We start from the raw sequence: 24,493 nt of genomic DNA on the forward strand, positions 1-24,493 counted from the left end.
ACCAATAACAAGGCGGGCTCTTGGCCCGCCTGTTATGGCATAGCGTCGATCAGGTCAACTGACCGTGGCAGTGCTTGTACTTCTTGCCGGAGCCGCACGGGCAGGGATCGTTGCGACCGACCTTCTGCTCGTCGCGCACGAAGGTGGTGTGCCCCTCTTCGCCTGCGGCCTGTTCATCGGCCAGCTGGCTCTCGGCAGCGGCGTGGGTATAGGTACGGGGAGCGGCTTCCGCCTGCTGGCGCTGCTGCTCTTCCATCGCTTCCACATCACGCTCCTGCACCTGAACACGGCTCAGGATGCTGACCACGTCGCGCTTGAGGGTTTCCAGCATCTGGGTGAACAGATCGAAGGATTCGCGCTTGTACTCCTGCTTGGGGTTCTTCTGGGCATAACCGCGCAGATGGATGCCCTGACGCAGGTGATCCATGGCCGCCAGATGCTCTTTCCACAGACCATCCAGAGTTTGCAGCATCACCGCTTTCTCGAAGTTGCGCAGCACCTCTTTGCCGACCAGCTCTTCCTTGTGGGCATAGAGCTTGGTGGCTTCGTCCAGAATGCGCTCGCGCAGCTTCTCTTCATACAGCTTGTCGTCTTCCGCCAGCCACTGCTGCAGCGGCAGATCCAGCGCGAAGTCGGCCTTCAGGCGCGCTTCCAGACCCGGCACATCCCACATCTCTTCCAGAGACTGGGGCGGGATGTACTCGTCGATCACCGCGCCGTAGACGTCGTCACGGATAACGTGAATGGTCTCGGAGATGTCGTTGGTATCCAGCAGCTCGTTGCGCTGCTCGTAGACCACCTTGCGCTGATCGTTGGCAACGTCATCAAACTCCAGCAAGCTCTTGCGGATGTCGAAGTTGCGACCTTCCACCTTGCGCTGGGCGTTTTCGATCGCCTTGGTGACCCACGGGTGCTCGATGGCTTCGCCCTCTTCCATGCCCAGCTTCTTCATCATGCCGGTCACGCGATCGGAGGCGAAGATACGCATCAGGGTATCTTCCATAGAGAGGTAGAAACGGGAGGAGCCCGGGTCACCCTGACGACCGGAACGGCCGCGCAGCTGGTTGTCGATACGACGGGATTCGTGACGCTCGGTGCCGATAATGTGCAGACCACCAGCGGCCAGCACCGCATCGTGACGCACCTGCCAGGCGGCTTTCAGCTCGGCAATCTGCTCGCTGGTCGGGTTCTCCAGCTTGGCAATCTCTGCCTGCCAGTTGCCGCCCAACACGATGTCGGTACCACGACCGGCCATGTTGGTCGCGATGGTCACCGCGCCAGTCTGACCGGCCTGGGCGACGATCTCCGCTTCCATGGCGTGGAACTTGGCGTTCAGCACCTTGTGCGGGATCTTCTCTTTGGTCAGGATGCCGGAGAGCAGCTCGGAGTTCTCGATAGAGACAGTACCGACCAGTACAGGCTGGCCCTTGGCCACGCACTGACGGATATCTTCGATGATGGCGGCATACTTCTCATTGGCGGTCAGGTAAACCAGATCGCCCATGTCCTTGCGCACCATTGGCTTGTTGGTCGGGATAACCACAGTATCCAGGCCATAAATCTGCTGGAATTCAAAGGCTTCGGTATCTGCAGTACCTGTCATCCCCGCCAGCTTGTTGTAGAGACGGAAGTAGTTCTGGAAGGTGATGGAGGCCAGCGTCTGGTTCTCGTTCTGGATCTTCACCCCTTCCTTCGCTTCAACGGCCTGATGCAGACCATCGGACCAGCGACGACCCGGCATGGTACGGCCAGTGTGCTCGTCGACGATGACGATCTCGTCTTTCTGGACGATATAGTCCACGTTGCGCTCGAACAGGGTGTGAGCACGCAAACCCGCATTGACGTGATGCAGCAGGCTGATGTTGGAGGCGGAGAACAGGGAGTCGTTCTCGTCCAGCAGCCCCTCTTTCTTGAGCAGCTCTTCCACGAAGATCTGACCGTTTTCGGTCAGCAGGGCCTGACGGTTCTTCTCGTCCACCGTGTAGTGACCGTCGCCGGTGTACTCTTCGGTGTCTTCCTTGTCCTGCTTGACCAGCAGCGGGATCAGCTTGTTGACGCGAATATAGAGCTCTGAGCTGTCTTCGGCCGGACCGGAGATGATGAGCGGAGTCCGGGCTTCATCGATAAGCACCGAGTCCACCTCATCCACCAGCGCGTAGTTGAGCGGGCGCTGTACGCGCTGCTCCGGCGAGAACGCCATGTTGTCGCGCAGGTAGTCGAAACCGAATTCGTTGTTGGTACCGTAGGTGATGTCGGCGGCGTAGGCGTCACGCTTCTGGGATGCGTCCATACCGGGCACGTTGCAATCGACAGTCATGCCGAGGAAGGCGAACAGCGGACGGTTCGCTTCCGCATCACGCTTGGCCAGGTAGTCGTTCACCGTCACCACGTGGACGCCACGGCCGCTCAGGGCGTTCAGGTAAGCTGGCAGGGTTGCGGTCAGGGTCTTACCTTCACCGGTTTTCATTTCCGCGATGCGGTTGGAGTTCAGCACCATGCCGCCGATCAGCTGCACGTCGAAGTGACGCATGCCGAACACCCGCTTGGAGGCTTCACGCACGGTCGCGAACGCTTCCGGGAGCAACTGCTCCAGGGTCTCACCCTGCTCGATACGCTGACGATATTCAGCCGTTTTGGCCTGCAACTCGGCATCGGAGAGAGCCTCGAACTGCGGCTCCATGGCATTGATCTGTTTTACAATTTTGCGCAAAGCCTTGAGCGTTCTGTCGTTCCGGCTGCCGATAATCTTGGTAAGCAGTGTGCTAATCATGGGTACCAACTATTTCTGGTTATAAAAGCGTTCCGTCACTGGAACCTGAAGAAAAAAACCTAACCCCGTCTGGCACTGAGAAAGCGTGCGGGGTTGACCTGACGACCATCTTTCAACACTTCGTAATGCAGATGGACCCCGGTCGCGCGACCGGTGCGTCCCATCAAGGCAATCTTCTGACCCTGATCAACCAGGGTGCCCACCTCGACCAGCAACTTGGAGTTGTGGGCATAGCGGGTGACCAGGCCATTGCCGTGATTAATCTCCACCATATTGCCAAATTCCGGATGACGGCCCGCCCAGCTGACAATGCCGGGCCCGGTGGCCAGAATCGGGGTTCCGGGTTTGCCACGGAAATCGACCCCTTTGTGCATCTTGGCACGCCCGTTGAACGGATCGACCCGCCCACCAAACCCGGACGAGACCCAAACTCGCTCCTGTTTGACTGGCGTGCCGGAAATAAAACCGGCATCGGTGATATGGTGATTCATGATGAAAGATTCAAGTACCGACAGCTGCTCTTCACGGCTGCTGAGCTGCTGGCTGAGGTGCTTCATCGAGGCTTGCAGCTCGTTGAGGCTCACTTCCAGCTCTTCATCATAGGAAGGGCCGCCCATGGGGGGCAGCTCTTTGAAATTGAACTCGTCGGGATCGAGATCGGCCTGCTCGGTCAATCGTTCGCCGAGGGCATTGAGACGGCCAAGCTGGCCCTGCATGGTGCCCACCTGAGCAGCCAGCATTGCCAACTGTTCACGGGCTTCGTCACCACTCTGGTCGACGGACTGTTGCTCGGCAACGGCAAGCGCCACTTCCAGCGCCTCCATTTTCTGGTGCCAGCTCTGCCAGAGCCAACCACCACCAAGGGCCAACAGGGAGAAGAGAATACCGCCGACCCAGGCCAGACGTTGTTTGGGCAGGTGCAACTTGCGTCGCTGCTTGCCGTGGAGGATCAGGGTAATGCTCATAGAAATCAGTCTGCTCGGTCAGGTGCGGCCAAGAGCCTGCACGGGAAATAAAACCGGGAGATAATCGGTATTAAAGGATGGAGTAAACAAATGACGGAACGTCGGTGCGGAGAGAGGACCGACGTTCCGTTGCACAGCTATCAGGCCAGAACCAGACCGTTATCGTAGTAAGCGATAGGCGCTTTGTCGCCCTCACCCTCGAAGGTCACCAGTTCCCAAGCCTCCTGCTCGGCCAGCAAGGCACGCAGCAGCTTGTTGTTCAGGGCATGTCCGGTCTTGTAGGCACGGAACTCACCAATGATGCTGCGGTTACACATATAGAGGTCACCGATCGCGTCCAGCATCTTGTGCTTGACGAACTCGTCCTCGTAACGCAAACCGTCTTCGTTCAGCACCCGATAGTCGTCCAGTACCACGGCGTTTTCCAGGCTTCCGCCCAGCGCCAGGTTCTGGGAACGCAGGTACTCGATATCACGCATGAACCCGAAGGTACGGGCACGGCTGATCTCTTTCACGAAGGAGGCACCGGAGAAGTCCAGTACGCAACGCTGATTGCGCCCTTCAAAGACCGGATGCTGGAAATCGATCTCGAGATCCATCTTGAAGCCGTTGCGATAAGGGTGGAATTCCGCCCACTTGTCGCCGTCTTCAACCCGGATACTCTTCTTGATCCGCACAAACTGCTTGGCAGCATTCTGCTCACGGATCCCGACTTCCTGCAGCAGGTAGATAAAGGGATGCGCACTGCCGTCCATCACCGGGATCTCGGGCGCGTCGACCTCAACGTAGAGGTTATCGATCCCCATCCCGGCCAGCGCGGCAGAGAGGTGCTCAATGGTAGAGACACGGACACCGGCTTCGTTGACCAGAGCTGTACAGAGCACGGTATCGCGCACCTGATCGGCATTGGCTGGCAGCTCCACCACAGGATTCAGGTCGGTACGCAAGTAAACGATCCCTGTGTTCACAGGCGCCGGACGGAACGTCATGGTGACTTTCCGGCCCGAATGCAGGCCGACACCAGTCGCCTGTACACTCGTTTTCAAGGTTCTTTGTCTAATCATGGGTGTACCCTAAACAGCTTAAAATCCGGACCAGATGGTCGTTGGCAGGCCATCTTAGCACATTCCTTGAACAACAAACAAACAAGAGCCATAAGAGGCTTAGTCAGCTTGCTTGCGCAGGAACGCCGGAATATCCAGGTAATCCGGTTCACGACGAGCTTGCGGCTCGGCGTTGACCACCTTGGCCGGGGCTTCGTCCATCACGCGGCCTTGCATCATGTCGCTAACCAGCGGCTGACGCACCGGGCGCTCTTGCACCTGGCTGCTCTTGACCAAAGTGATGTCCGGCTTGCGCTCGGCACCGATACCGGTAGCAACCACAGTCACACGCAGTTCGTCGTGCATTTCCGGATCGATTACGGTACCCACTACTACAGTGGCGTTCTCGGAAGCGAAGGCCTTGACCGCGTTACCCACGGTTTCGAACTCTTCGATGGTCATGTCCATACCGGCGGTGATGTTGACCAGGATGCCACGGGCACCGGCCAGATCCACATCTTCCAGCAGCGGGCTGGAGATGGCTTTCTCGGCCGCTTCTTCAGCTCGGTCATCACCGGAGGCGGAACCGGTACCCATCATGGCAGTACCCATTTCACGCATTACGGTACGTACGTCCGCGAAGTCGACGTTGATCAAGCCCGGGCGGGTGATCAGCTCGGCAATGCCCTGTACCGCGCCAAGCAGTACATCGTTGGCCGCCTTGAAGGCATCCAGCAGGGAGATACCGCGACCCAGCACCTTCAGCAACTTGTCGTTGGGGATGGTGATCAGGGAGTCGACGTTCTTGGAGAGCTCCTCAATGCCGTGCGCGGCGAAGCCCATCCGCTTCTTCCCTTCAAAGGAGAACGGCTTGGTCACCACAGCAACGGTCAGGATGCCCATCTCGCGTGCCACTTCGGCCACGATCGGCGCAGCACCGGTACCGGTACCACCACCCATACCGGCGGCGATGAACACCATGTCGGAACCGGTCAGCAGCTCACGCAGTGCTTCGCGATCTTCCATGGCCGCATCACGACCCACTTCCGGATTGGCGCCGGCACCCAGACCCTTGGTGATGCCACCGCCGATCTGCAGGGTAGTGTTGGCGCTGGAGTTACGCAGTGCCTGGGCGTCGGTGTTGACGGTAATAAACTCAACACCCTCAATATTTTGACGAACCATGTGCTCGACAGCGTTACCGCCGCCGCCACCTACACCGATCACTTTAATGACGGCTTCGTCAGTGTGGCTATCCATAAATTCAAACATGTTGTCTCTCCGCTTTATTTGCCTGACTCAGCAAAATTCTTAGAACTCGCCACGCAGCCAGTTGCTAACCCGTTTGACCAGGCCACCGACGCTTGCCTTGGCGGCATATTCTTTGTTGCTACCTGTGGCTTGATGGGTGCGGCCATATTGCAGCAACCCGACCGCAGTCGAGTACACCGGTGCCTGCACGTAATCACTCAAACCACGTATGTTCATGGGCTCTCCCACCCGGACCTGGCTCTGGAAGATCTGCTCTGCACACTCCACAATGCCTTCAATCTGGGCAGCGCCGCCGGTCAAGACCACACCGGCTGCCAGCTGATGCTTGACCCCCTGCGCTTTCAACTCGCTTTGTACCCGCACCAGCTCATCATTCACCATGGAGAGCAACTCGGTGTAACGGGGCTCAATCACTTCAGCCAGTGTCTGCCGTTGCAGGCTGCGCGCCGGGCGACCGCCGACACTGGGTACTTCAATATTGTCTTCCTTGCTGACCAGACGGCCGAGGGCGCAACCGTAGCGCACCTTGATCGCTTCCGCGTCGAGCGGCGGCGTGCCAAAGGCGTAGGCGATGTCGCTGGTCACAGTGCTGCCAGCATACGGGATCACCTTGGTGTGGCGCAGGGCACCGCCGGTAAACAGCGACATGTCCATGGTGCCGCCACCGATGTCCACCACGCAGACACCCAGCTCTTTCTCATCTTCGGTCAACACCGCATAGCTGGAGGCCAGCGCGGAGAAGATCAGTTGATCCACGCGCAAACCAACCTTCTCCACACATTTCTCGATGTTGCGGGCCATGTCGTTGTGGCAGGTGATCAGGTGAACCTTGGCAGCCATCCGTACACCGGAGAGGCCGACCGGATTCTTGATCCCTTCCTGATAATCGATGGCAAACTCCTGAGGCAGCACATGCAGCACGCGCAGCTCGTCGGAGAGGCGAACCGACTTGGCGGTGTGGATCACGTTGTCCACATCCTCCTGGGTCACCTCTTCATCGGAGATGGGCACCATACCGGTCTCGTTGCGGCAATCAATATGCTTGCCGGACAACCCCAGATAGACCGAGCTGATCTGGCAATCTGCCATCATCTCGGCCTCTTCCACCGCGCGGCGCAGTGACTTGACCACGGAGTCGAGGTCATTGACCCCGCCCTTCTCCATTCCGCGAGAAGCGTGACTGCCCATACCGATGACGTTCAGTTCACCGTCCGGCAATACTTCCCCGACCAGAACCGCCACCTTGGTTGTGCCGATATCCAGTCCGACAATCAAATTCCTATCTGCGGTGTTGGTCATGCACTTTCTCTTCGCTCTTCTTCCAGCCAACTGCCATTCCGGTGTCGTATCGAAGATCCACGTAGGCGACTTGCGCACGGGGTTCGATAACCGGGAAGGCATCGATAAACCGCTGCAGCCGGAGCGCAATGTCATTGCGTCCCAGGAACAGCTTGATATTGCCATCCAGGGTCAGTTCCCAGGCATGGCGGGGGGTCAGATTCACCCCCAGCAACTTGTATCCCTTGGCAGCCAGTTGCGACTCGTACTGCCGACTCTCTTTCAACACCCGGGCGGCCTGGTCATCCGGCCCTGACAGCTGCAACAGCGGCGTCTTGACCCGATCCGGGGCACTGAATACCTTGCCCTTGGTGTTGACGAAGCGGTTGCCATTCCAGCGCGCCGCCACATCTTGTTCCGTGAGGTAGATCTTGATCTTGTTCGGCCACTTCTTTCGTACCGAGACCGAGGCCACCCATGGCAAGGCATTGAGCCTTGCCTGCAATTCGTTGACGTCCAATTCGAAGAAGTTACGCAGCTCTGCGCCATCCAGCACGGCCATCCGCAGCTCTTCGGTTTGCAAATACTGGTGTTGCCCCTGCAGCAACAGCTCGCTCATGGGCAACCGGTTGGCATCTGTCAGCCAACCTTTAACATCCAGCGCCGTCCGGTAGCAGCCCCATATCACCAGCAGGAAAAACGCTACCCCTGCGATGAAGCCACCCTTGGTGCGCCCCTGTGCCCTTGCCTCCACCCGATCGATCCCCGTGTAACGCGCTAAACCGGCCTTTGACAGACCGGTTCGCCATTATATAGGCCCCGGCTTGGCGGTCAAAATACTCATTGGGCCCTCAGGCGCCAGATTTCATGCTATCTATGCTCAATTTCATCTCTCCGAGACGACGGGCCAGTGCCCCGACGTTCCCGGCGCCTTGAGTCAGCACCAAATCCCCCTCGCCGATCAGGTCGGCCAGCACGGCTGGCACGTCATCTGGCGTGGCGACGAAGATGGGTTCCAGGTTGCCACGCGAGCGAATGGAGCGGCACAGTGCCCGTCCATCAGCGCCCGGGATCGGCTCCTCACCGGCAGCATAAACCTCCAGCATCACCAGCACGTCTACCTTGGAGAGCACATCGGCGAAGTCCTCGTAGAGGTCGCGGGTGCGGGTATAACGGTGCGGCTGGAAGACCATCACCAGACGCTTCTCGGGCCAACCGGCACGGGCGGCATTGATGGTGACCTTCACTTCGCTCGGGTGGTGACCGTAATCGTCCACCAGCATCGCCTTGCCGCGACCAGTGTCAAACTCGCCATACTGCTGGAAGCGACGACCGACCCCTTCAAATTTGGCCAAAGCAGAGATGATGGCCTCATCGCTGACACCGTCCTCTGTCGCGACAGCTATCGCCGCTGCGGCGTTCAATGCGTTGTGAATACCCGGCAAATTGAGGGTCACCTGCAGCTCACCGGCCTCTTTGCGGCGAACACGGAAGCAGCTGTGGTTGGTGGTCTGGACAAAATCCAGCACCTGCACGTCGGCATCATCAGAGAGACCGTAGGTCAGGGTCGGGCGGGCAATCTCGGGCAACATGCCACGGATCACCGGATCATCGATGCAGACCACCGCCAGTCCGTAGAAGGGCAGGTTGTGCAGAAACTCGATGAAGGTGGCCTTCAGCTTGGAGAAATCACCGCCGTAGGTATCCATGTGATCCGCTTCGATGTTGGTCACGATAGAGACCATCGGCTGCAGATGCAGGAAAGAGGCGTCGCTCTCGTCCGCCTCAGCGATCAGGTAGCGGCTGCTGCCCAGGCGGGCATTGGTACCGGCACTGTTGAGCAGGCCACCGATGACGAAGGTCGGGTCGCGGTCGGCTTCGGCATAGATGCTCGCCACCAAACTGGTGGTGGTGGTCTTGCCGTGGGTACCGGCAATGGCGATGCCGTGACGGAAACGCATCAGCTCAGCCAGCATCTCGGCGCGGCGCACCACCGGGATCCGCAGTTCACGGGCAGCCAGCAGCTCCGGGTTGTCCTGCTTGATGGCGGTAGAGACCACCACCACGCTGGCACCCTCAACGTGTTCGGCACTGTGGCCGACAAAGATGTGAGCACCCAGTCCGGCCAACCGCTCGGTTACGGCGTTGCGAGCCAGATCAGAACCCGTTACCTGATACCCTTCGTTGGCAAGCACTTCGGCGATCCCGCCCATACCGGCACCACCGATGCCGATAAAGTGGATGCGACGCACGCGGCGCATTTCGGGGATCACAGTACGCAGTTTTGCCAGTTCAACCTTGGTCATAATCGTCTCTTTAGTCTGCCGCAGGCCGTGTGCCGTCAAAGCGCGGCTGCACGGCGGCATCAATACATACAGGTACAAGGCTGCCCGGTGTCACCGCTGCAACCTTGCTCATCAATCTTTACCACGCTGCCCGGTTGCAAGCTGTTTGCACTCATCCGCAACCCGCTCAGCCGCATCGGTAATGGCGACGCGACGAGCCGCTTTCGCCATGTTAAACAGGGTCTCCCGGCGACCAGCCAGCCAGGTCAGGCGTGCCGCCAGTGAAGCGGTATTCAGCTCGGACTGGGGCAGAAACTCGGCCGCACCGCCGTCGACCAGGGTCAGGGCATTACGGGTCTGGTGATCATCCACCGCATGGGGCAGCGGCACGAAAATGGCGGCCACACCGGCGGCAGCCACTTCGGAAACAGTCAGCGCACCGGCACGGCAGACCACCAGGTCGGCCCAGGCGTAGGCGCTGGCCATATCCTTGATAAATTCGCTCACCTCGGCATTGATGCCGTGCTGGGCATAGGCAGCAGAGACAGCCTCGGCATTGCCCTTGCCACACTGGTGACGCACTTCAATGGGCACGCCGGATGCCGCCACCGCAGCAGGTACCTGCTCGTTGAGCACCCGCGCTCCCAGACTGCCACCCACGATCAGCAGATGCAGTGGCTCATCCCCGCTGCGCAGTTGCGGATCCGGCAGGGCGACCACTTCGGGACGCACCGGATTACCGACCACGGCGGTACGACGGCTCGGCGCGAAGGCGCCCGGAAATGCCATCAACACCCGCTTGGCGATACGGGCCAGCAACTTGTTGGTCATGCCGGCAGCAGCATTCTGCTCATGGAGCAGCAGCGGAATGCCGGAGAACCAGGCCGCCACGCCACCCGGGCCGGAAGCAAAACCGCCCATGCCGAGCACCACATCAGGACGAACGGTCTTGAGCACCTGACGCGCCTGCAGGATCGATTTGACGATGCGATAGGGCGCCACCAGCAGTCGCTTGATGCCGTTGCCACGCACTCCCTGAATATCGATGAAGGAGATGGGATAACCGTGGGCGGGCACCAGCTCCGCCTCCATCCGGTCGGCAGTGCCGAGCCAGTGGACAGTCCAGCCCTGGGCCTTCAGGCGATCGGCCACGGCCAGACCGGGGAACACATGCCCACCGGTACCACCCGCCATCACCAACAGAGTCTTGCTCACTAAACCTCCCGCACGCGCGCCTGGGCTGTCGCCTGACGCAACTCAAAATCGATTCGAATCAACATGCTCACCGCCACCGACATGATGATGAGACTGGAACCACCGTAACTCACCAGCGGCAGGGTCAAGCCCTTGGTTGGCATCATGCCGCTGGCCGCACCGACGTTAACGAAGGTCTGGAAGCTGAACCAGATGCCTATGCCGATGGCCAGATAACCGTCATAGAGCCGCTCGGCCACCAGCGCGCGATGCCCAAGCTTGAGCGCCTTGACCGCCAGCGCAAAAATCAGGAACAGGGCGCCCAACACCCCGACGTAACCCAGCTCTTCACCGAGGATCGCAAACACGAAGTCTGTGTGCGCTTCCGGCAGGTACTCCATCTTCTGGATCGAGTTGCCAAGCCCTTCGCCAAACCAGCTGCCACGACCAAACGCCATCAGCGACTGGGTCAACTGGTAGCCGCTGCCGAACGGATCGGCCCAAGGATCCATAAAGGAGGTCACTCGCCGCATCCGGTAGGGCTCGACGATAATCAGCATCACCACAGAGCCGAGGCCTGCGCCGATCAGGGTCAAAAACTGTCCCAGTCGGGCACCGGCCAGAAACAGCATGCCGAACGAGGTAACGAACATCACCACGGTAGAACCCAGGTCCGGCTGCAACAGCAGCAAGACCGCCAGCACCCCGAACACCGCCAGCGGTTTCAGGAAGCCGATCCAGGCTTCACGCACTTCGCTCTGGCGCCGCACCAGATAACCGGCCAGATAGACAAACAGCGCCAGCTTGCCAAACTCGGCAGGCTGCAGGTTGAAGGGGCCGAGCGGCAACCAGCGCACCGCACCGTTGACGTTGCGGCCCACCAGCAGCACCAGCACCAGCATCAAGATCGCCAGCAGCAGCATGGGGCCGTTGTGCTGTTGCCAGCGCGCCATCGGCACCTGCAACACAAACCAGGAGATACCGAGCGCCATCACCAGAAACAGGGCGTGACGCTTCACAAACATGAAGGGGTCATCCCCCAGCGCAATCCCTTCGGGGATCGACGCCGAGGCCACGATGACCACCCCGACCGCCATCAGGGAGAGCGCCAGCAGTACCAGCTGCCGATCGTAGAGACCGGCAGGACGCGCCGGTAACAGCCAGCGTTGGAACAGACCTGCTGCTGCGCGAAGGGCGTTCATAGCGCCAGCACCATCTCGGTGAAGCGATCGCCGCGCACCTCGAACGACTTGAACTGATCGAGGCTGGCACAGGCCGGCGCCAGCAGCACCCAGTCACCGGGCCTGGCATCGGCCGCTGCTTTGGCAACCGCAGCGGCCAGGTCGGCCACCCGTTCGGTCTGCTCGCCCAGCGCCAGCAGCACCTCTGCATCCTGACCGAAGCAGTACATGTGATCGATCTGGTTGCCCAACAGCGCCTGGATCGGGCCAAAATCCTGCCCCTTGCCCTGACCACCGGCCAGCAGCAGCAGGCGCCCCTTGACCGACTCGCGCACACCGGCAACGGCAGCCAGCGTGGCCCCCACGTTGGTGGCTTTGGAGTCGTTGATCCAGCGCACCCCGTTCACCTCCCGCACGAAGCGGGCACGATGGGGCAAGCCCTCGAAACGACGCAGCACGGTGAGCTGGGCAGCGCGGGGAATGCCGACCGCATCGCACAGCGCCATGGCGGCAAGGGCGTTGGCCTGATTGTGGGCACCGACGATCTTCATCTCGTCTACCGCCAGCAGTGGTTCACCGTGCAGGGTCAGCCAGTAGCGGCCTTCCAGAAGGCAACGGCCATAACCATTGCAGTCGAGACCAAAGCTCTGCCACACCTGACCCACATCGGGCAGGGTCTGGGCATCGTCACGATTAACCAGAATGTGTTTGGAGTGCTGATGGATCTCCATCTTGGCGGCGCGATAGTCGGCCATGCCCTGATAGCGATCCATGTGATCTTCGGAGAGGTTCAGCACCACGGAGGCGGCAGCACGCAAACTGTGAGTAGTTTCCAGCTGGAAGCTGGAGAGCTCCAGCACGCAGAGATCCATCGGCTGCTTGAGCAGCTCCAGCGCAGGCGTGCCGATATTGCCACCCACGCCGACATTGAGGCCGGCTTCGGCAATCATCTCGCCCACCAGGGTAGTGACGGTGCTCTTGCCGTTGGAGCCGGTAATGGCGATGACCGGAGTCTGGGTCTCGCGCACAAACAGCTCGATATCACCGACGATCTGCACACCACACTCGGCAGCCGCTTTCAGTTCGGGGGTCGCCAGCGCGATACCCGGGCTCGCGACGATCATGTGCGCCTGCTTGAGCAGCCCCTCGTCGAGCCCGTGGATCAGCTCCACCTCCGGCGGCAGTTGCTCCTTGCCGGGCGGGTTGGCGCGGGTATCCATCACCAGTGGCATCAAGCCACGGCCGAGGAAGTAATCGACACAGGAGAGCCCAGTTTTGCCCAATCCGATGATGATGACCATGGCCTTACCTCACCTTCAGGGTGGCAAGACCCAGCAGTACCAGCACGAGGGTGATGATCCAGAAGCGCACGATGACGCGCGGCTCCGGCCAGCCCTTCTTCTCGTAGTGGTGATGGATCGGCGCCATGCGGAAGATCCGCACGCCGCGCAGTTTGTATGAACCCACCTGCAGGATCACCGAGACGGTCTCCATCACGAAGACGCCGCCCATGATCACCAGCAGGAACTCCTGACGGACCAGCACGGCGATGGTACCGAGCGCGCCGCCCAGTGCCAGGGAACCAACGTCCCCCATGAATACTTGCGCCGGATAGGTGTTGAACCAGAGGAAACCCAGACCCGCCCCGACGATGGCGGTACAGACGATCACCAGCTCGGAGGTATAGGGCACGTAGGGAATGTGCAGGTAGTTGGCAAAGTTGACGTTACCGGTAGCCCAGGCGATCAGGGCAAAGCCCCCCGCCACCATCACGGTCGGCATGATGGCCAGGCCATCGAGACCGTCGGTCAGGTTGACCGCGTTGGAGGTGCCAACGATGACAAAGTAGGTCAGCACGATAAACATCAGGCCAAGCTGCGGCATCACATCCTTGAGGAAAGGCACCACCAGCTGGGTTTGCCCCTCATGGGTTGCAGTCGCATAGAGGAACACCGCCACCGCCAGCGCTACCGCGGATTGCCAGAAATACTTCCAGCGTGCGATCAGGCCGTCGGTGTTCTTGCGCACCACCTTGAGGTAGTCGTCGGCAAAGCCGATGGCGCCATAGGCACCCAGCACAAACAGCACCAGCCAGACATAGGGGTTGTCGAGGCGGCACCAGAGCAGCACAGACGTGAAAATCGCAGCAATGATCATCAGGCCACCCATAGTCGGGGTGCCCCGCTTGCTGAGGTGGGACTCGGGACCGTCGTTGCGGATCACTTGACCGAATTTCAGGATCTGCAGGCGACGGATCAGGCGTGGCCCCATCCAGAGGGCAACCCCCAGTCCGGTGATGATCGACAGGATGGCGCGAAACGTCAGGTAGGAGAAGACGTTGAAGAAGGTGAAGTGCGGGGTGAGCAGTTCGGCCAGCCAGACTAGCATGTGGCTGACTCCTGATGGCCTTTGACCATCTCGACGATATCTTCCATGCGGGAGCCACGTGCCCCCTTGACCAGAATCGAAATTTCCTGATGTGTATTTATCATTTGTGCAAGCACTTCAAACAACGACGCCTTGTTATCGAAATGTCGGCCAACCGCGGCATCTGCGGTGTGGCGACTCTCTTCCCCCACTGTCAGCACGGCATCCAGACCGCGCTCGCGGGCATGACGGCCAACCCGGGCGTGTTGCTCGGCAGACTCCTCACCCAGTTCCCGCATATCACCAAACACCAGCACCTTGAAGCCGCCCATGGCGGTCAGGGCATCGATGCCCGCCAGCACGGATTCCACGCTGGCATTGTAGGTATCATCCACCAGGGTCAGACCGCCCCAGCGCTGCACGCAGAAGCGCCCCTTGACCGGTGCCATCTGCTCCAGCCCCGCCTTGACACAGGCGAGGGATGCGCCGAGGGCCAGACAGCCCGCGGCGGCAGCCAACGCATTGGCCACGTTGTGGCGACCCGGGATAGCCAGAGTCAGGCTCAGCTCACCCTGCGGGGTCACCATCACGAACTCGGCGCAGCCTTGTTCGTTGAGCACAAGGTTGCGCGCGTGGAACGGCTGGCTCTGATCGTCGATGGAGAAGGCGCACTGAATGCCGCGTTCCCGCCACTTCGGCCAGAATTCGTTGTCGGCATTGACGATGGCGGTGCCGCCTTCGCTCAGCCCCTCAAAGATTTCGCTCTTGGCGTGGAACACCCCTTCCAGCGAGCCGAAGCCCTCCAGATGGGCCGCCGCCACGTTGTTGATGATGGCGGCATCGGGTTTGGCCAGCGAGGTAGTCCAGGCGATCTCGCCCGGATGGTTGGCACCCAGCTCCATCACCGCAAACTTGTGCTGCGGCTCGAGGCGCAGCAGGGTGAGCGGCACGCCCACCTCGTTGTTGAAGTTGCCAGCGGTGGCCAGTACTTCCCCTTCGTTGCGCAGGATGGCGGTTGCCATCTCCTTCACCGTGGTCTTGCCGCAGCTGCCGGTAATGGCCAGCACTTTCGGGTTGATGCGCTCGCGCACCAGTTTGCCGAGGCGGCCCAGTCCTTTCAGAGTGTCGGTCACCACCAGCTGGGGGATGGCCAGCGGCAGTTCACGCTCGACCAGCAGGGCAGAGGCCCCTGCCTGAACAGCCTGCTCGCAAAAATCGTGGGCATCGAAGCGCTCGCCGCGCAGGGCAACGAACAGGGCACCCGCGCCCAGAGTGCGGGTGTCGGTACTGACGACGGTGATCTCGCCGTCGTCACCAATCAGACGGGCATCGAGTACCTGCGCCAGCTCGGCAAGCCTGAGGGTCATCATTTGAATGACTCCAATAATGTGTGCAAGGCGGCCGCGACGGTTTCCCGGTCGCTGTAGTGCCGCTTGTCGGTTCCAATGATCTGATAATCCTCGTGACCCTTACCGGCCACCAGGATGATGTCCTGTTTGCTCGCCTGACCGATGGCCAGCGCAATCGCCTTGACCCGGTCGTGCTCCACCTGCACCGCAGCAGGATCGCGAAGACCCGCCACCATGTCGGCCATGATCCGGGCCGGCTCCTCGGTACGGGGATTGTCGTCGGTCAGGATCACGCGATCCGCATACTGCTCGGCTATGGCGGCCATCATGGGGCGCTTGCCGCGATCGCGGTCGCCACCACAACCAATCAGGCACCAGAGCTGGCCGGTGCAGTGCACCCGCAGGGCCTGCAATGCCTTCTCCAGCGCATCCGGGGTGTGGGCGTAATCGACCACCGCCAGCGGCGTATCGCCACCGCCAAAACACTCCATGCGACCGGTCACCGGCTGCAATTGAGGCGCTGTAGCCAGCAGTTCGTTGAAGTCGTAACCGAGCACCAGCATCACGCCCATCGCGGCCAGCACATTGCTGACGTTGAAGCGCCCGAGCAAGGGGGCGGATAATACACCATTCCCCCAGCTGGAGTTAATCTGCGCACGAAAACCTTGCTGGTGAAAATCGAGCTGCTGCGCCGCTAATTGACGGCCAGAATGGTGTTCAATCGGGCTATTAACGCTGAACGCCACCGCTGCCGGGTATTTTTCGAGCCACTTGGCACCCAGCCCGTCATCGCGGTTGATCACCGCATTCGACTCATCGACCAGCTGCAACAGCTGCTCCTTGGCGGCGCCATAGGCTTCCATGGTGCCGTGATAATCGAGGTGATCCCGGCTCAGGTTGGTGAAAACGGCAGCGGCAAACGGCAGTGCGGCAACACGATGCTGCACCAGACCATGGCTGGAGACCTCCATCGCCACCAGATCCGCGCCCTGTTCTTGCAGCGCAGCCAGATTGGCTTGCACCTGCACGGCGCTGCCGGTGGTGTTTTCCGCTTCGATCAGATGGCCAAACAGGCCGTTGCCGATGGTGCCCATCACTCCAGCCTTGCCACCCAGCAGGGTGCGCCAGTTGGCGACCAGCAGCGCCGTGGTGCTCTTGCCATTGGTGCCGGTGATCCCGACCAGATCCAATTTTTGGGCTGGCTGATCGTAGAAATAGCCCGCAAGAGCAGAGAGGTGAGCGGGCAGATCCCGCATCCCGATACAGGGAACCGGAGTCGATGGTGGGATAAATTCACCATCCTCCTCAAACACAACAGCGGTCGCTCCTTGAGCCACCGCCTGTTCGATAAACCGTCTGCCATCCACCTGATGACCGCGAATGGCCACGAAGAGCGAGCCGGGGCCAACCCGCCGACTATCCAGCTGGATATCGGTCAAGGTGAGCGCCGGCGCCTGGATACCGAAGGGGCGCAGTAATGCATCAAGTGCGCGGGACAAGAGAAGCCTCCGTACGGGCAAGTTTGGTGGGCACCGCTGGCGGCACCGCATCGGGACGAATATTGAAGAGCTGCAGCACCCCGCCCATGGCCTCTGCAAACGGTGGGGTCGCCACGGCGCCGCCATAATAGGCGCTGCCTTTTGGCTCGTTGATCACCACCACCATGACGAAACGGGGATCACTGGCGGGTGCGAAACCGGCAAACCAGGCCATGTAATCCTTGCCATAGCCACCGGCGACGGCGACCTTGGCGGTACCACTCTTGCCGCCAACCCGATAGCCCGGAATCTTGGCTTTTGGAATGGCGTTGTCGACCACATACTCCAGCGCCTGCAACATGGCAGCGGCGTTGTTGTGATCAATAACTTGCTCACCCTTGGGCGGCGTAGTCACCTTGACGATGGAAAGCGGCACCCGTTTGCCCTTGTTAGCCAGGGTGGCGTAGGCGGAAGCCAGTTGCAGCGGGGTGACTCGCAGACCATAACCGAACGAGAGGGTTGCCCGCTCGATATCGGACCAGCGACGACGCTGGGGCAACATGCCGCTACTCTCGCCCATCAGCCCGCTGCCGGTATCCATGCCGAAACCGAACATGCTGAGGGTGTTGATCATCTCCTGCGCCGGCATCCGCAGCGCGATGCGCGACATACCAATGTTGGAGGAGTAACGCAGGATATCGTAGAGGTTGGTCGCCTTGTGGATACTGACGTCCTTGATCTGCTTGGCACCGATAAAGAGCGGACCACCGGGAATGAAATCTTTCCAGCTGGTGACACCTGCCTGCAAGGCACTGAGCAAAATCAATGGCTTGACGGTCGAACCCGGCTCGTAGGTATCAGTCACCACCCGGTTGCGTACCCGGAAGCTCTGATACTGGCCGCGGTTGTTCGGGTTATAGGAGGGGGTATTGACCATGGCGAGTACTTCACCGGTCTTGATATCCAGCATCACCATGGAGCCGGAGGTCGCCTTGTTCTCGTCGGTTGCCCGCTTGAGGGCACGGTAGGCCAGAGCCTGCACCCGCTGATCGATACTGAGCTGCAGATCGTTGGCGTTCTTGCCCTCTTTGACGATGCCAAGCCGCTCGATGACGCGCCCCTGACGATCCTTGCGCACCCGCATTTCGCCGGGTGTCGCCGTCAACCACTCGTTGTAGCTGCGCTCGATCCCTTCAATACCGCTGCCATCGATGTTGGTTACCCCCACCAGATGGGCGCTGATCTCGCCGGTCGGGTAGAAGCGGCGTGCTTCGGGGCGCAGGTAGACGCCACCCAGCTTGAGCCCCTTGATATATTCCGCTACCGCAGGAGTAACCTGACGCTGCAGATAGACGAAGCGCTTGCTGGGGTTGGCGATGCGGTGTTTGAGGGTATTGATGTCGAGCTTGAGCACGGCGGAGAGCGCCAGCCAAGCGCGCTCATTATTGATGGCCCCGGATTCGTGTACGGTCTTGGGATCGGCCCAGACCGCTTCGACCGGTACCGATACTGCCAGTTGCTCACCGTTGCGATCGGTGATCATGCCGCGCACTGCCTGGGTAGAGGTGGTACGCAGGGAGCGCATGTCCCCTTCCTGACGCAGGCGATCCGGATTGATCACCTGGATCCAGGCCAGACGCAGGATCAGACCCACAAACGCGATGCCGATAAACACCGCAAGCGTGCGAAAGCGCCACGGATAGATCGATGGCGCTTTGACATTCGCTTTGGCAGCTTTGGCTGTAGCCTTGCGTTTCATGGTTGGGTAATTACCTTCTCGGTGGTCACCAGCGGACGACCCATCTGCAACTTGTCCATCGCCAGACTCGCCACCCGGGAGTGTTCAGCCAGGGTGCCCTGTTCCAACAACAGGTGGCGCCATTCGATATTGAGGCGATCCTCTTCTGCCATCAGATCGTTCTGCTTGGCCGTCAGACCACGGGTCATGTTGGTCACCAGGATCACGGCAAACGCGGTCACCAGCACGGCGACCGACAGAAAAATCTGCAGCTTGTGCCGCCAGAGATCGGCAACGATCTCCTTGGCCAGATGAACACGCACTTCGCTCATCACTTACTCCGCCAGCCGTTCGGCAACCCGCAGCACCGAGCTGCGTGACCGGCTGTTTTCAGATACTTCATGATCAGAAGGCTTGAGTGCCTTGCCGACCGACTTCAATTTGCGACCTCCAGCCAGCTGGGCCTCGGTCAACGGAATGCCGTAAGGCACTTCCGGCCCCTTCTCGTGCTTGCGGATGAAATGCTTTACCAATCGGTCTTCCAACGAATGGAAGCTGATAACCGACAAACGGCCATTTGGTGCCAGCACCTCCAGCGCACCGTTGAGTGCGGTTTCGATCTCGTCCAGCTCGCTGTTGATATAGATGCGAATGGCCTGGAAACTGCGGGTTGCCGCATGCTTGCCCTTCTCCTTGCTCGGATTGACCCGGGCAATCATCTCCGCCAGTTGACGGGTGCGCACATAAGGCTCGGTCACACGGTCATGCACGATGGCGCGGGCTATCTTCTTGGCAAAACGCTCCTCACCGAAGGTCTTCAGCACCCAGGCGATGTCATCCACATCGGCCTTGGCCAGCCACTCGGCGGCGCTCTGACCGGAGGTGGGATCCATCCGCATATCGAGCGGACCATCTTTCATAAAGCTGAAGCCACGCTCGGCATCATCCAGCTGGGGTGAAGAGACCCCCAGATCCAGCAGGAAGCCATCCACCTTGCCCAGCAAACCGCGCTCATCCAGATAGGAGGCGATGCCGGAGAAGGGGCCATGCACGATTTCGAAACGGGGATCCTGGATCTTGGCGGCCTCGGCGATCGCCTGCGGGTCGCGGTCGATGGCGATCAGGCGGCCATTGGGGCCAAGGTGCTGCAGGATCAGACGAGAATGACCACCACGGCCAAAAGTACCGTCGACGTAGACACCATCCGGCTTGATGGCCAGACCTTCAACGGCTTCGTGCAGCAGCACTGTGATGTGTTCAGCGGCTTGGGTCATTTATAAAGAGAAATCCTGTAGTCGTGGTGAGCTTGCCCAATCGTCCCCGGGCAGACCCAAGATGTCGTCATTGACCTGTTGTTGCCAGCGGGCTTCATCCCACAGCTCAAACTTGTTGAGCTGGCCCACCAGCATGATTTTCTTGTCCAGCCCCGCATGGTTGCGCAGTGGCTGACTGAGCAGCAGACGGCCATTGCCATCCAGCTCGCATTCGGTTGCATGTCCCAGCAGCAGTCGCTGCAAACGGCGCTCTTGCGGATTCATGCTGGAGAGAGTCTTGAGCTTGCGCTCGACCTCTTCCCATTCATTCAGGGGATAAAGCAGCAGACAGGGATGGGCAATATCGATGGTGCAGACCAGCTGGCCGTCGCTTTCATCGCGCAGCCAATCACGGAATTTGGTCGGAATTGCCAGCCGCCCTTTACTGTCCAGGCTGATGGCATGAGCGCCACGCAACAAATTGCAGTCCCTGAAGGTGAGTGAGCAGGCAGATTGCCCCTCTAAAAACCACTTTGATCCACTTTTCCCCACCTTGAAGTTTAAGGACGTGCAGGGGGCTTTTCAAGCAAGGAGATGGGACAGAGGGAACATATTGACGCAGCAATTGCATGCTGCGGATTGAGTAGGTTGATTTTCCAAGAGTTATTGCTGAAAAAACAGAAAGTGATTAATAAGCAGCAAGTCGGTGAGCGGTCACTATCTGGGCGATATGATGAAACGGAACAATACCACTGCACAGAGCAAAATACTGACACATATCACTGGATAGATGATGTAACCATCTTTCGAACGGCGAGCACGCAGAGACACCAGCTGACAAAGCAACAGATTGTAAATAATCAGCAGGGATGTCAGCAGAATATTGGTGGCAAATGTCAGCTCTTGAGCATAACCAATGTACAAGCCCATCAGAATGAAATTGGCGAGTATCAGATACAGCAAAAATTTCTGAATCGCTTTACCCGAATTTGGGCTCTTTTTTACTCGTGTTATCATGCTTGCTACGTCCTGGATTACACATGATCAGACGACCTTAAATTCAAAAAACTGTTGAGATATATCATGTTTTTATTATTGCGCGATCCTTGCTCAACAATTGCCCCATGACCCGGCTCATTTCTTTACTAATGTGCGGGATGTTAATGATATCAACATCTTGCCATGCTTATCACAATTATCAGTGGCAAGCTGGTTTCCCTGTCCCGATTCAGGGTAAAGGGGCAGATTTGGTCGGTCAGCAGCAGCAATTCTTGCTGAAGCAGCGCCCTTATCTTCAACAACGTCTTGCGGAGACACAGCCCGTTATTCGCTGGGTCGCGGAACAGGTTCACGAACGCAAACTGCCGCCCTTGCTTGCCTTTGTTCCTTTACTGGAAAGCAGTTACCGATTGGATGTGGTCTCTTCTGCTGGCGCCGCAGGCCCCTGGCAGCTGATGCCAGATACCGCCACCCGATTTGCCATTCCCATCACCAGCGAATTTGATGGGCGCTATTCACTGCCATTGGCGACAGAGGCAGCCCTTTCCTATCTGGCATGGCTGTATCGCTTCTTTGGCAATGACTGGCTGCTTGCTTTGGCCGCCTACAACGCAGGAGAAGGGCGGGTACTCAATGCGGTTTTAAAAGCGGGGACACGTAATATATGGGAACTGGAGCTTCCGACTGAAACACGCTTTTATGTCGCGCGCTTTGTTGCGCTGGCAAGACTGCTTGATATGGCTGACAGCTATCAGTTTCAACTTCCGCCATGGCACAGCGGCAATGACTTGCAAATATTCCGTCATCCGAACGGCTGCTCACTGCCCGCGTGGGCTCAGGCAAAAGGCGTATCAATGAATGAAGCCAGCCGCTGGAATCCGGCCTGGCAACTCCCTGTCGCGCAAGGGATAACCCATTGCCCTATCGTCTACAGCAAGGGCAAAGCCCCCACCGCCAACCAGAAGAAAGGGGCGACCGCCATTGTCAAAGCGGTCTCACTGGACAGTCTGCATGATCCCCTGTTGCTGAAAGCTGCCAGGGGGCTTGATATGAGTCGAGGCGAGATCAGACTGGAACGCTTACCTGATCCTCTTGGGATTCAGCAGAAGCGGCCGCTGATTGCGGCACCATGAAACAGTGGCGCCAATGGCTCAGTACCGGAGCCAAATCAACCTCTTCCGGATGTGACCAGCGAGCACCATAAAAGCAGAGCTGCCGACCAATAGCGCGACGATGAGTGATGTTGCAATCCAGCGCAATTCGCGGCAACAGGGAGAGCGTCACCGTTTCGGGTAATTCAAATCGAGCCGGAGCAAGGAAACCGACCCCGCCCGGGCCAATATCTTTGATCACTGCGCGGCCGATGCTCTTGTCAAACAGCAATCCGGAAATCAGCAATCTGGCCGCAATCCCGCAACTCTGTGACTCGAAAGGCGTAGTTCCATCGTGCAGATACCAGCGCGGCACCTTTCGGCGTGGATCATTGTGCGAGGTATGCAGCGGAAACTCGATCTCAGGGTCGTCCATGGGAAATCATCTCCTTGGCATGGGTGGCTGCCGCTTGCGTTTGGGAGCTGAAAAGTTGCTCCAGATTGGTTTCTGCCTGAGTTGTCATGACCAACAATTCAATGCGCCGATTACGGCTGCTTTGTGGATTCCGGGTATCTTCCAGCATGGTATCGGCCATCGCGACAACCTGCCCGACCCGTTCAGGTGGCATGCCGCCTGCCAGCAACACCCGTCTTGCCATCATGGCGCGGTCTGACGAGAGTTCCCAGTTGCTGTAGTTGTCACTGGCAAACGGTGTGCTGTCGGTATGGCCAGAAATCATGACCCGATTCTCGATACGCTGGAATATGGGGGCCAATGCCATCAACATATGGCGAAAGAAAGGGCTGATGCGGGCACTTCCTCGGCTATACATTTCCCGATCCGCGTCATCACGAATCAGGATCCGCAATCCTTGGGGAACAATTTGAATCTCGAGGTTATTCTTCGCCTGCATCTGCTCAGCAAGATGGTCGATAAAGCTGGCCAGCTGCTTCATCTGGGCTTCACCCTCAAGCTTGCCTATCAACAGCTTTTCATACCCGCCGCCCGGACCGTCAGAAAAAATGCTCTGATTACGATCCATATGCTTTGGCATCAGCTGACCCTGCTGATCGAACTTGGGGTTAAGCTCATCCATCACAGAGGGGTTGCCACCGAGATCGACAGGATAGGGGCTGTTGCGAATATCAAACGGGTTGGCCTCACTGTCCATGATGCTGTAGTCCCGCAGGCGGCTGGCAACGACTTCCCGCTCCTCCTGATTGGACACAGCCAGGATCCAGAGCACCATGAAGAAAGCCATCATGGCCAATGTGAAGTCGGCAAATGCTACCTTCCAGGCGCCTCCCCCTTTGGGACCGCTGTTACGACGCTGCTGACGCTTGACGATAATCTGTTCGTGATTGCGCATTACATCGCCCTGTTGGTCACCCAATCTTCCAGCTCAAGGAAGCTTGGTTTGACTTCAGGCTCCAGGATCTTGCGACCCGAATCGACGGCAAGCAAAGGAGTTTTGCCACGCAGCTGGGCAATCAGGATCGACTTGATGCACATCAACAGGCCGATACGGCGCTTGACCATCTCTTCCATGGCATTGCTGATTGGCTCCAGCAAGCAGTAGCAGAGGAAAATACCGATAAAGGTTCCAACCAGAGCGGCCGCCACATGAACACCGATATTGCTCAAGGGGCCGTCCAGTTGCTGCATGGTGATGATGATCCCCATCACCGCAGCAAGAATGCCGAAGCCAGGGCAGGCCTCACCGGTTTTGTGCAAGGCATGAGCAGGCTTGAGCATGTCCTCTTCAATGGCCATGATCTCCTGCTCCAGCACGGTATCCAGTTCATGGGGTGTGATCTTGCCCATTCCGAGCAGACGCAGGTTATCGATAATGAAACCAAGCAGTTGGGGATCTTCCGAAATCTGGGGATACATCAAGAAAACCGAGCTCTGCTGGGGATTTTCAATATGCTCGTCGAGCGCCTTCATCCCCTTGTTGCGTGTCTCTTCAAGCAGTTGATGCATCAGAGTCAGCAGCTCACGATAGACCTCTTTCTCTTCTTTGTTCGCTTTGAAGCACATTTTTATCTGCCGCCACATTTCATGCATCACCTCTTTCGAGTTGCCAAGAAACATGGAGCCTACCGCTGCGCCGATAATGATGATGAGTTCGGCTGGCTGCCACAAGGCGGCGAGGTTTCCCCCGGCCATCATGAAGCCACCCAGCACGCACACTAATATGACGCCGATGCCAATCTGTTTTTGCATGAA

At 58.9% G+C, this 24,493-nt stretch carries 22 protein-coding genes; 1 reads left to right on the forward strand and 21 read right to left on the reverse strand.

All coding sequences use genetic code 11. The annotated features are described in order from the left end of the window. Positions 1-49 precede the first annotated feature (49 nt). The 18 genes from secA to ACTG1K_RS00585 all read right to left on the reverse strand — a co-directional run bounded on the left by secA (position 50) and on the right by ACTG1K_RS00585 (position 21,190). Positions 50-2,770 (reverse strand): preprotein translocase subunit SecA, encoded by a 2,721-nt coding sequence (gene secA / locus ACTG1K_RS00500; RefSeq protein WP_005336144.1) that lies wholly within the window; start codon positions 2,768-2,770, stop codon positions 50-52. Between the two features lie 59 nt (positions 2,771-2,829). Next, positions 2,830-3,735, reverse strand: coding sequence for a M23 family metallopeptidase (locus ACTG1K_RS00505; RefSeq protein ID WP_005355107.1), 906 nt, complete (start codon positions 3,733-3,735; stop codon positions 2,830-2,832). Between the two features lie 140 nt (positions 3,736-3,875). Next, complete coding sequence (lpxC, locus tag ACTG1K_RS00510) at positions 3,876-4,799, reverse strand: UDP-3-O-acyl-N-acetylglucosamine deacetylase (protein WP_005336146.1); 924 nt, start codon at positions 4,797-4,799, stop codon at positions 3,876-3,878. A 99-nt stretch (positions 4,800-4,898) separates the two neighbouring features. Further along, a complete protein-coding gene (gene ftsZ / locus ACTG1K_RS00515; protein ID WP_005336147.1) occupies positions 4,899-6,050 on the reverse strand; it encodes a cell division protein FtsZ in 1,152 nt (383 codons plus the stop codon). Positions 6,051-6,089: 39 nt separating this feature from the next. Then, a complete protein-coding gene (gene ftsA, locus ACTG1K_RS00520; protein ID WP_005336148.1) occupies positions 6,090-7,349 on the reverse strand; it encodes a cell division protein FtsA in 1,260 nt (419 codons plus the stop codon). After that, positions 7,330-8,082 carry a cell division protein FtsQ/DivIB gene (locus tag ACTG1K_RS00525; RefSeq protein ID WP_005336149.1) on the reverse strand — a complete coding sequence of 251 codons (753 nt, stop codon included), beginning with the start codon at positions 8,080-8,082 and terminating at the stop codon, positions 7,330-7,332. Before ACTG1K_RS00525 ends, ftsA begins: the two co-directional genes overlap by 20 nt. 97 nt (positions 8,083-8,179) lie before the next feature. Further along, entirely contained in the window at positions 8,180-9,634 is a 1,455-nt protein-coding gene (murC, locus tag ACTG1K_RS00530; protein ID WP_252656289.1) for a UDP-N-acetylmuramate--L-alanine ligase, read from the reverse strand. 111 nt (positions 9,635-9,745) lie between these two features. Then, positions 9,746-10,828, reverse strand: a complete 1,083-nt coding sequence (murG, locus tag ACTG1K_RS00535) for an undecaprenyldiphospho-muramoylpentapeptide beta-N-acetylglucosaminyltransferase (RefSeq protein ID WP_252656290.1) — start codon at positions 10,826-10,828, stop codon at positions 9,746-9,748. Continuing rightward, positions 10,828-12,009 (reverse strand): cell division protein FtsW, encoded by a 1,182-nt coding sequence (gene ftsW, locus ACTG1K_RS00540; protein ID WP_005336154.1) that lies wholly within the window; start codon positions 12,007-12,009, stop codon positions 10,828-10,830. The genes murG and ftsW overlap by 1 nt, the downstream gene beginning before the upstream one ends. Then, positions 12,006-13,289, reverse strand: a complete 1,284-nt coding sequence (gene murD / locus ACTG1K_RS00545; protein ID WP_440004702.1) for a UDP-N-acetylmuramoyl-L-alanine--D-glutamate ligase — start codon at positions 13,287-13,289, stop codon at positions 12,006-12,008. Before murD ends, ftsW begins: the two co-directional genes overlap by 4 nt. 4 nt (positions 13,290-13,293) lie before the next feature. After that, on the reverse strand, positions 13,294-14,376 hold the full coding sequence (mraY, locus tag ACTG1K_RS00550) for a phospho-N-acetylmuramoyl-pentapeptide-transferase (RefSeq protein WP_005355120.1): 1,083 nt from the start codon (positions 14,374-14,376) through the stop codon (positions 13,294-13,296). Further along, positions 14,370-15,725 carry a UDP-N-acetylmuramoyl-tripeptide--D-alanyl-D-alanine ligase gene (locus tag ACTG1K_RS00555; protein ID WP_440004703.1) on the reverse strand — a complete coding sequence of 452 codons (1,356 nt, stop codon included), beginning with the start codon at positions 15,723-15,725 and terminating at the stop codon, positions 14,370-14,372. Before ACTG1K_RS00555 ends, mraY begins: the two co-directional genes overlap by 7 nt. Next, the gene (gene murE, locus ACTG1K_RS00560; protein WP_440004704.1) at positions 15,722-17,254 is read right to left on the reverse strand and encodes a UDP-N-acetylmuramoyl-L-alanyl-D-glutamate--2,6-diaminopimelate ligase; all 1,533 of its coding nucleotides are present in this window, start codon (positions 17,252-17,254) and stop codon (positions 15,722-15,724) included. Before murE ends, ACTG1K_RS00555 begins: the two co-directional genes overlap by 4 nt. Next, positions 17,187-18,941 carry a peptidoglycan glycosyltransferase FtsI gene (locus tag ACTG1K_RS00565; RefSeq protein WP_005336163.1) on the reverse strand — a complete coding sequence of 585 codons (1,755 nt, stop codon included), beginning with the start codon at positions 18,939-18,941 and terminating at the stop codon, positions 17,187-17,189. Before ACTG1K_RS00565 ends, murE begins: the two co-directional genes overlap by 68 nt. After that, a complete protein-coding gene (ftsL, locus tag ACTG1K_RS00570) occupies positions 18,938-19,252 on the reverse strand; it encodes a cell division protein FtsL (protein ID WP_005336166.1) in 315 nt (104 codons plus the stop codon). The genes ACTG1K_RS00565 and ftsL overlap by 4 nt, the downstream gene beginning before the upstream one ends. Before the next feature lie 3 nt (positions 19,253-19,255). Then, positions 19,256-20,194 carry a 16S rRNA (cytosine(1402)-N(4))-methyltransferase RsmH gene (gene rsmH / locus ACTG1K_RS00575; RefSeq protein ID WP_194495598.1) on the reverse strand — a complete coding sequence of 313 codons (939 nt, stop codon included), beginning with the start codon at positions 20,192-20,194 and terminating at the stop codon, positions 19,256-19,258. After that, positions 20,195-20,653 carry a division/cell wall cluster transcriptional repressor MraZ gene (mraZ, locus tag ACTG1K_RS00580; protein ID WP_013723406.1) on the reverse strand — a complete coding sequence of 153 codons (459 nt, stop codon included), beginning with the start codon at positions 20,651-20,653 and terminating at the stop codon, positions 20,195-20,197. 237 nt (positions 20,654-20,890) lie between these two features. Next, complete coding sequence (locus tag ACTG1K_RS00585) at positions 20,891-21,190, reverse strand: hypothetical protein (protein WP_005336173.1); 300 nt, start codon at positions 21,188-21,190, stop codon at positions 20,891-20,893. Positions 21,191-21,297: 107 nt separating this feature from the next. On the opposite strand from ACTG1K_RS00585, the gene ACTG1K_RS00590 reads away from it, so the two are divergent. Beyond that, positions 21,298-22,305 carry a lytic transglycosylase domain-containing protein gene (locus tag ACTG1K_RS00590; protein WP_234881615.1) on the forward strand — a complete coding sequence of 336 codons (1,008 nt, stop codon included), beginning with the start codon at positions 21,298-21,300 and terminating at the stop codon, positions 22,303-22,305. On the opposite strand, the gene ACTG1K_RS00595 is transcribed toward ACTG1K_RS00590, so the two are convergent. Genes ACTG1K_RS00595 through lafT form a run of 3 tightly spaced genes read right to left on the reverse strand, consistent with a single transcriptional unit; the run spans position 22,238 to position 24,490 of the window. Continuing rightward, positions 22,238-22,699 carry a hypothetical protein gene (locus tag ACTG1K_RS00595; RefSeq protein WP_323926786.1) on the reverse strand — a complete coding sequence of 154 codons (462 nt, stop codon included), beginning with the start codon at positions 22,697-22,699 and terminating at the stop codon, positions 22,238-22,240. The genes ACTG1K_RS00590 and ACTG1K_RS00595 overlap by 68 nt on opposite strands. Then, positions 22,686-23,633 carry a lateral flagellar motor protein LafU gene (lafU, locus tag ACTG1K_RS00600; protein ID WP_021231289.1) on the reverse strand — a complete coding sequence of 316 codons (948 nt, stop codon included), beginning with the start codon at positions 23,631-23,633 and terminating at the stop codon, positions 22,686-22,688. The genes ACTG1K_RS00595 and lafU overlap by 14 nt, the downstream gene beginning before the upstream one ends. Continuing rightward, positions 23,633-24,490: a lateral flagellar motor stator protein LafT gene (gene lafT, locus ACTG1K_RS00605; RefSeq protein ID WP_019444796.1), complete on the reverse strand. Its 858-nt coding sequence runs from the start codon at positions 24,488-24,490 to the stop codon at positions 23,633-23,635. The genes lafU and lafT overlap by 1 nt, the downstream gene beginning before the upstream one ends. Positions 24,491-24,493: the final 3 nt, after the last annotated feature.

This window comes from Aeromonas sp. 102P (assembly GCF_051920345.1).
Classification (GTDB): Bacteria; Pseudomonadota; Gammaproteobacteria; order Enterobacterales; family Aeromonadaceae; genus Aeromonas; species Aeromonas veronii.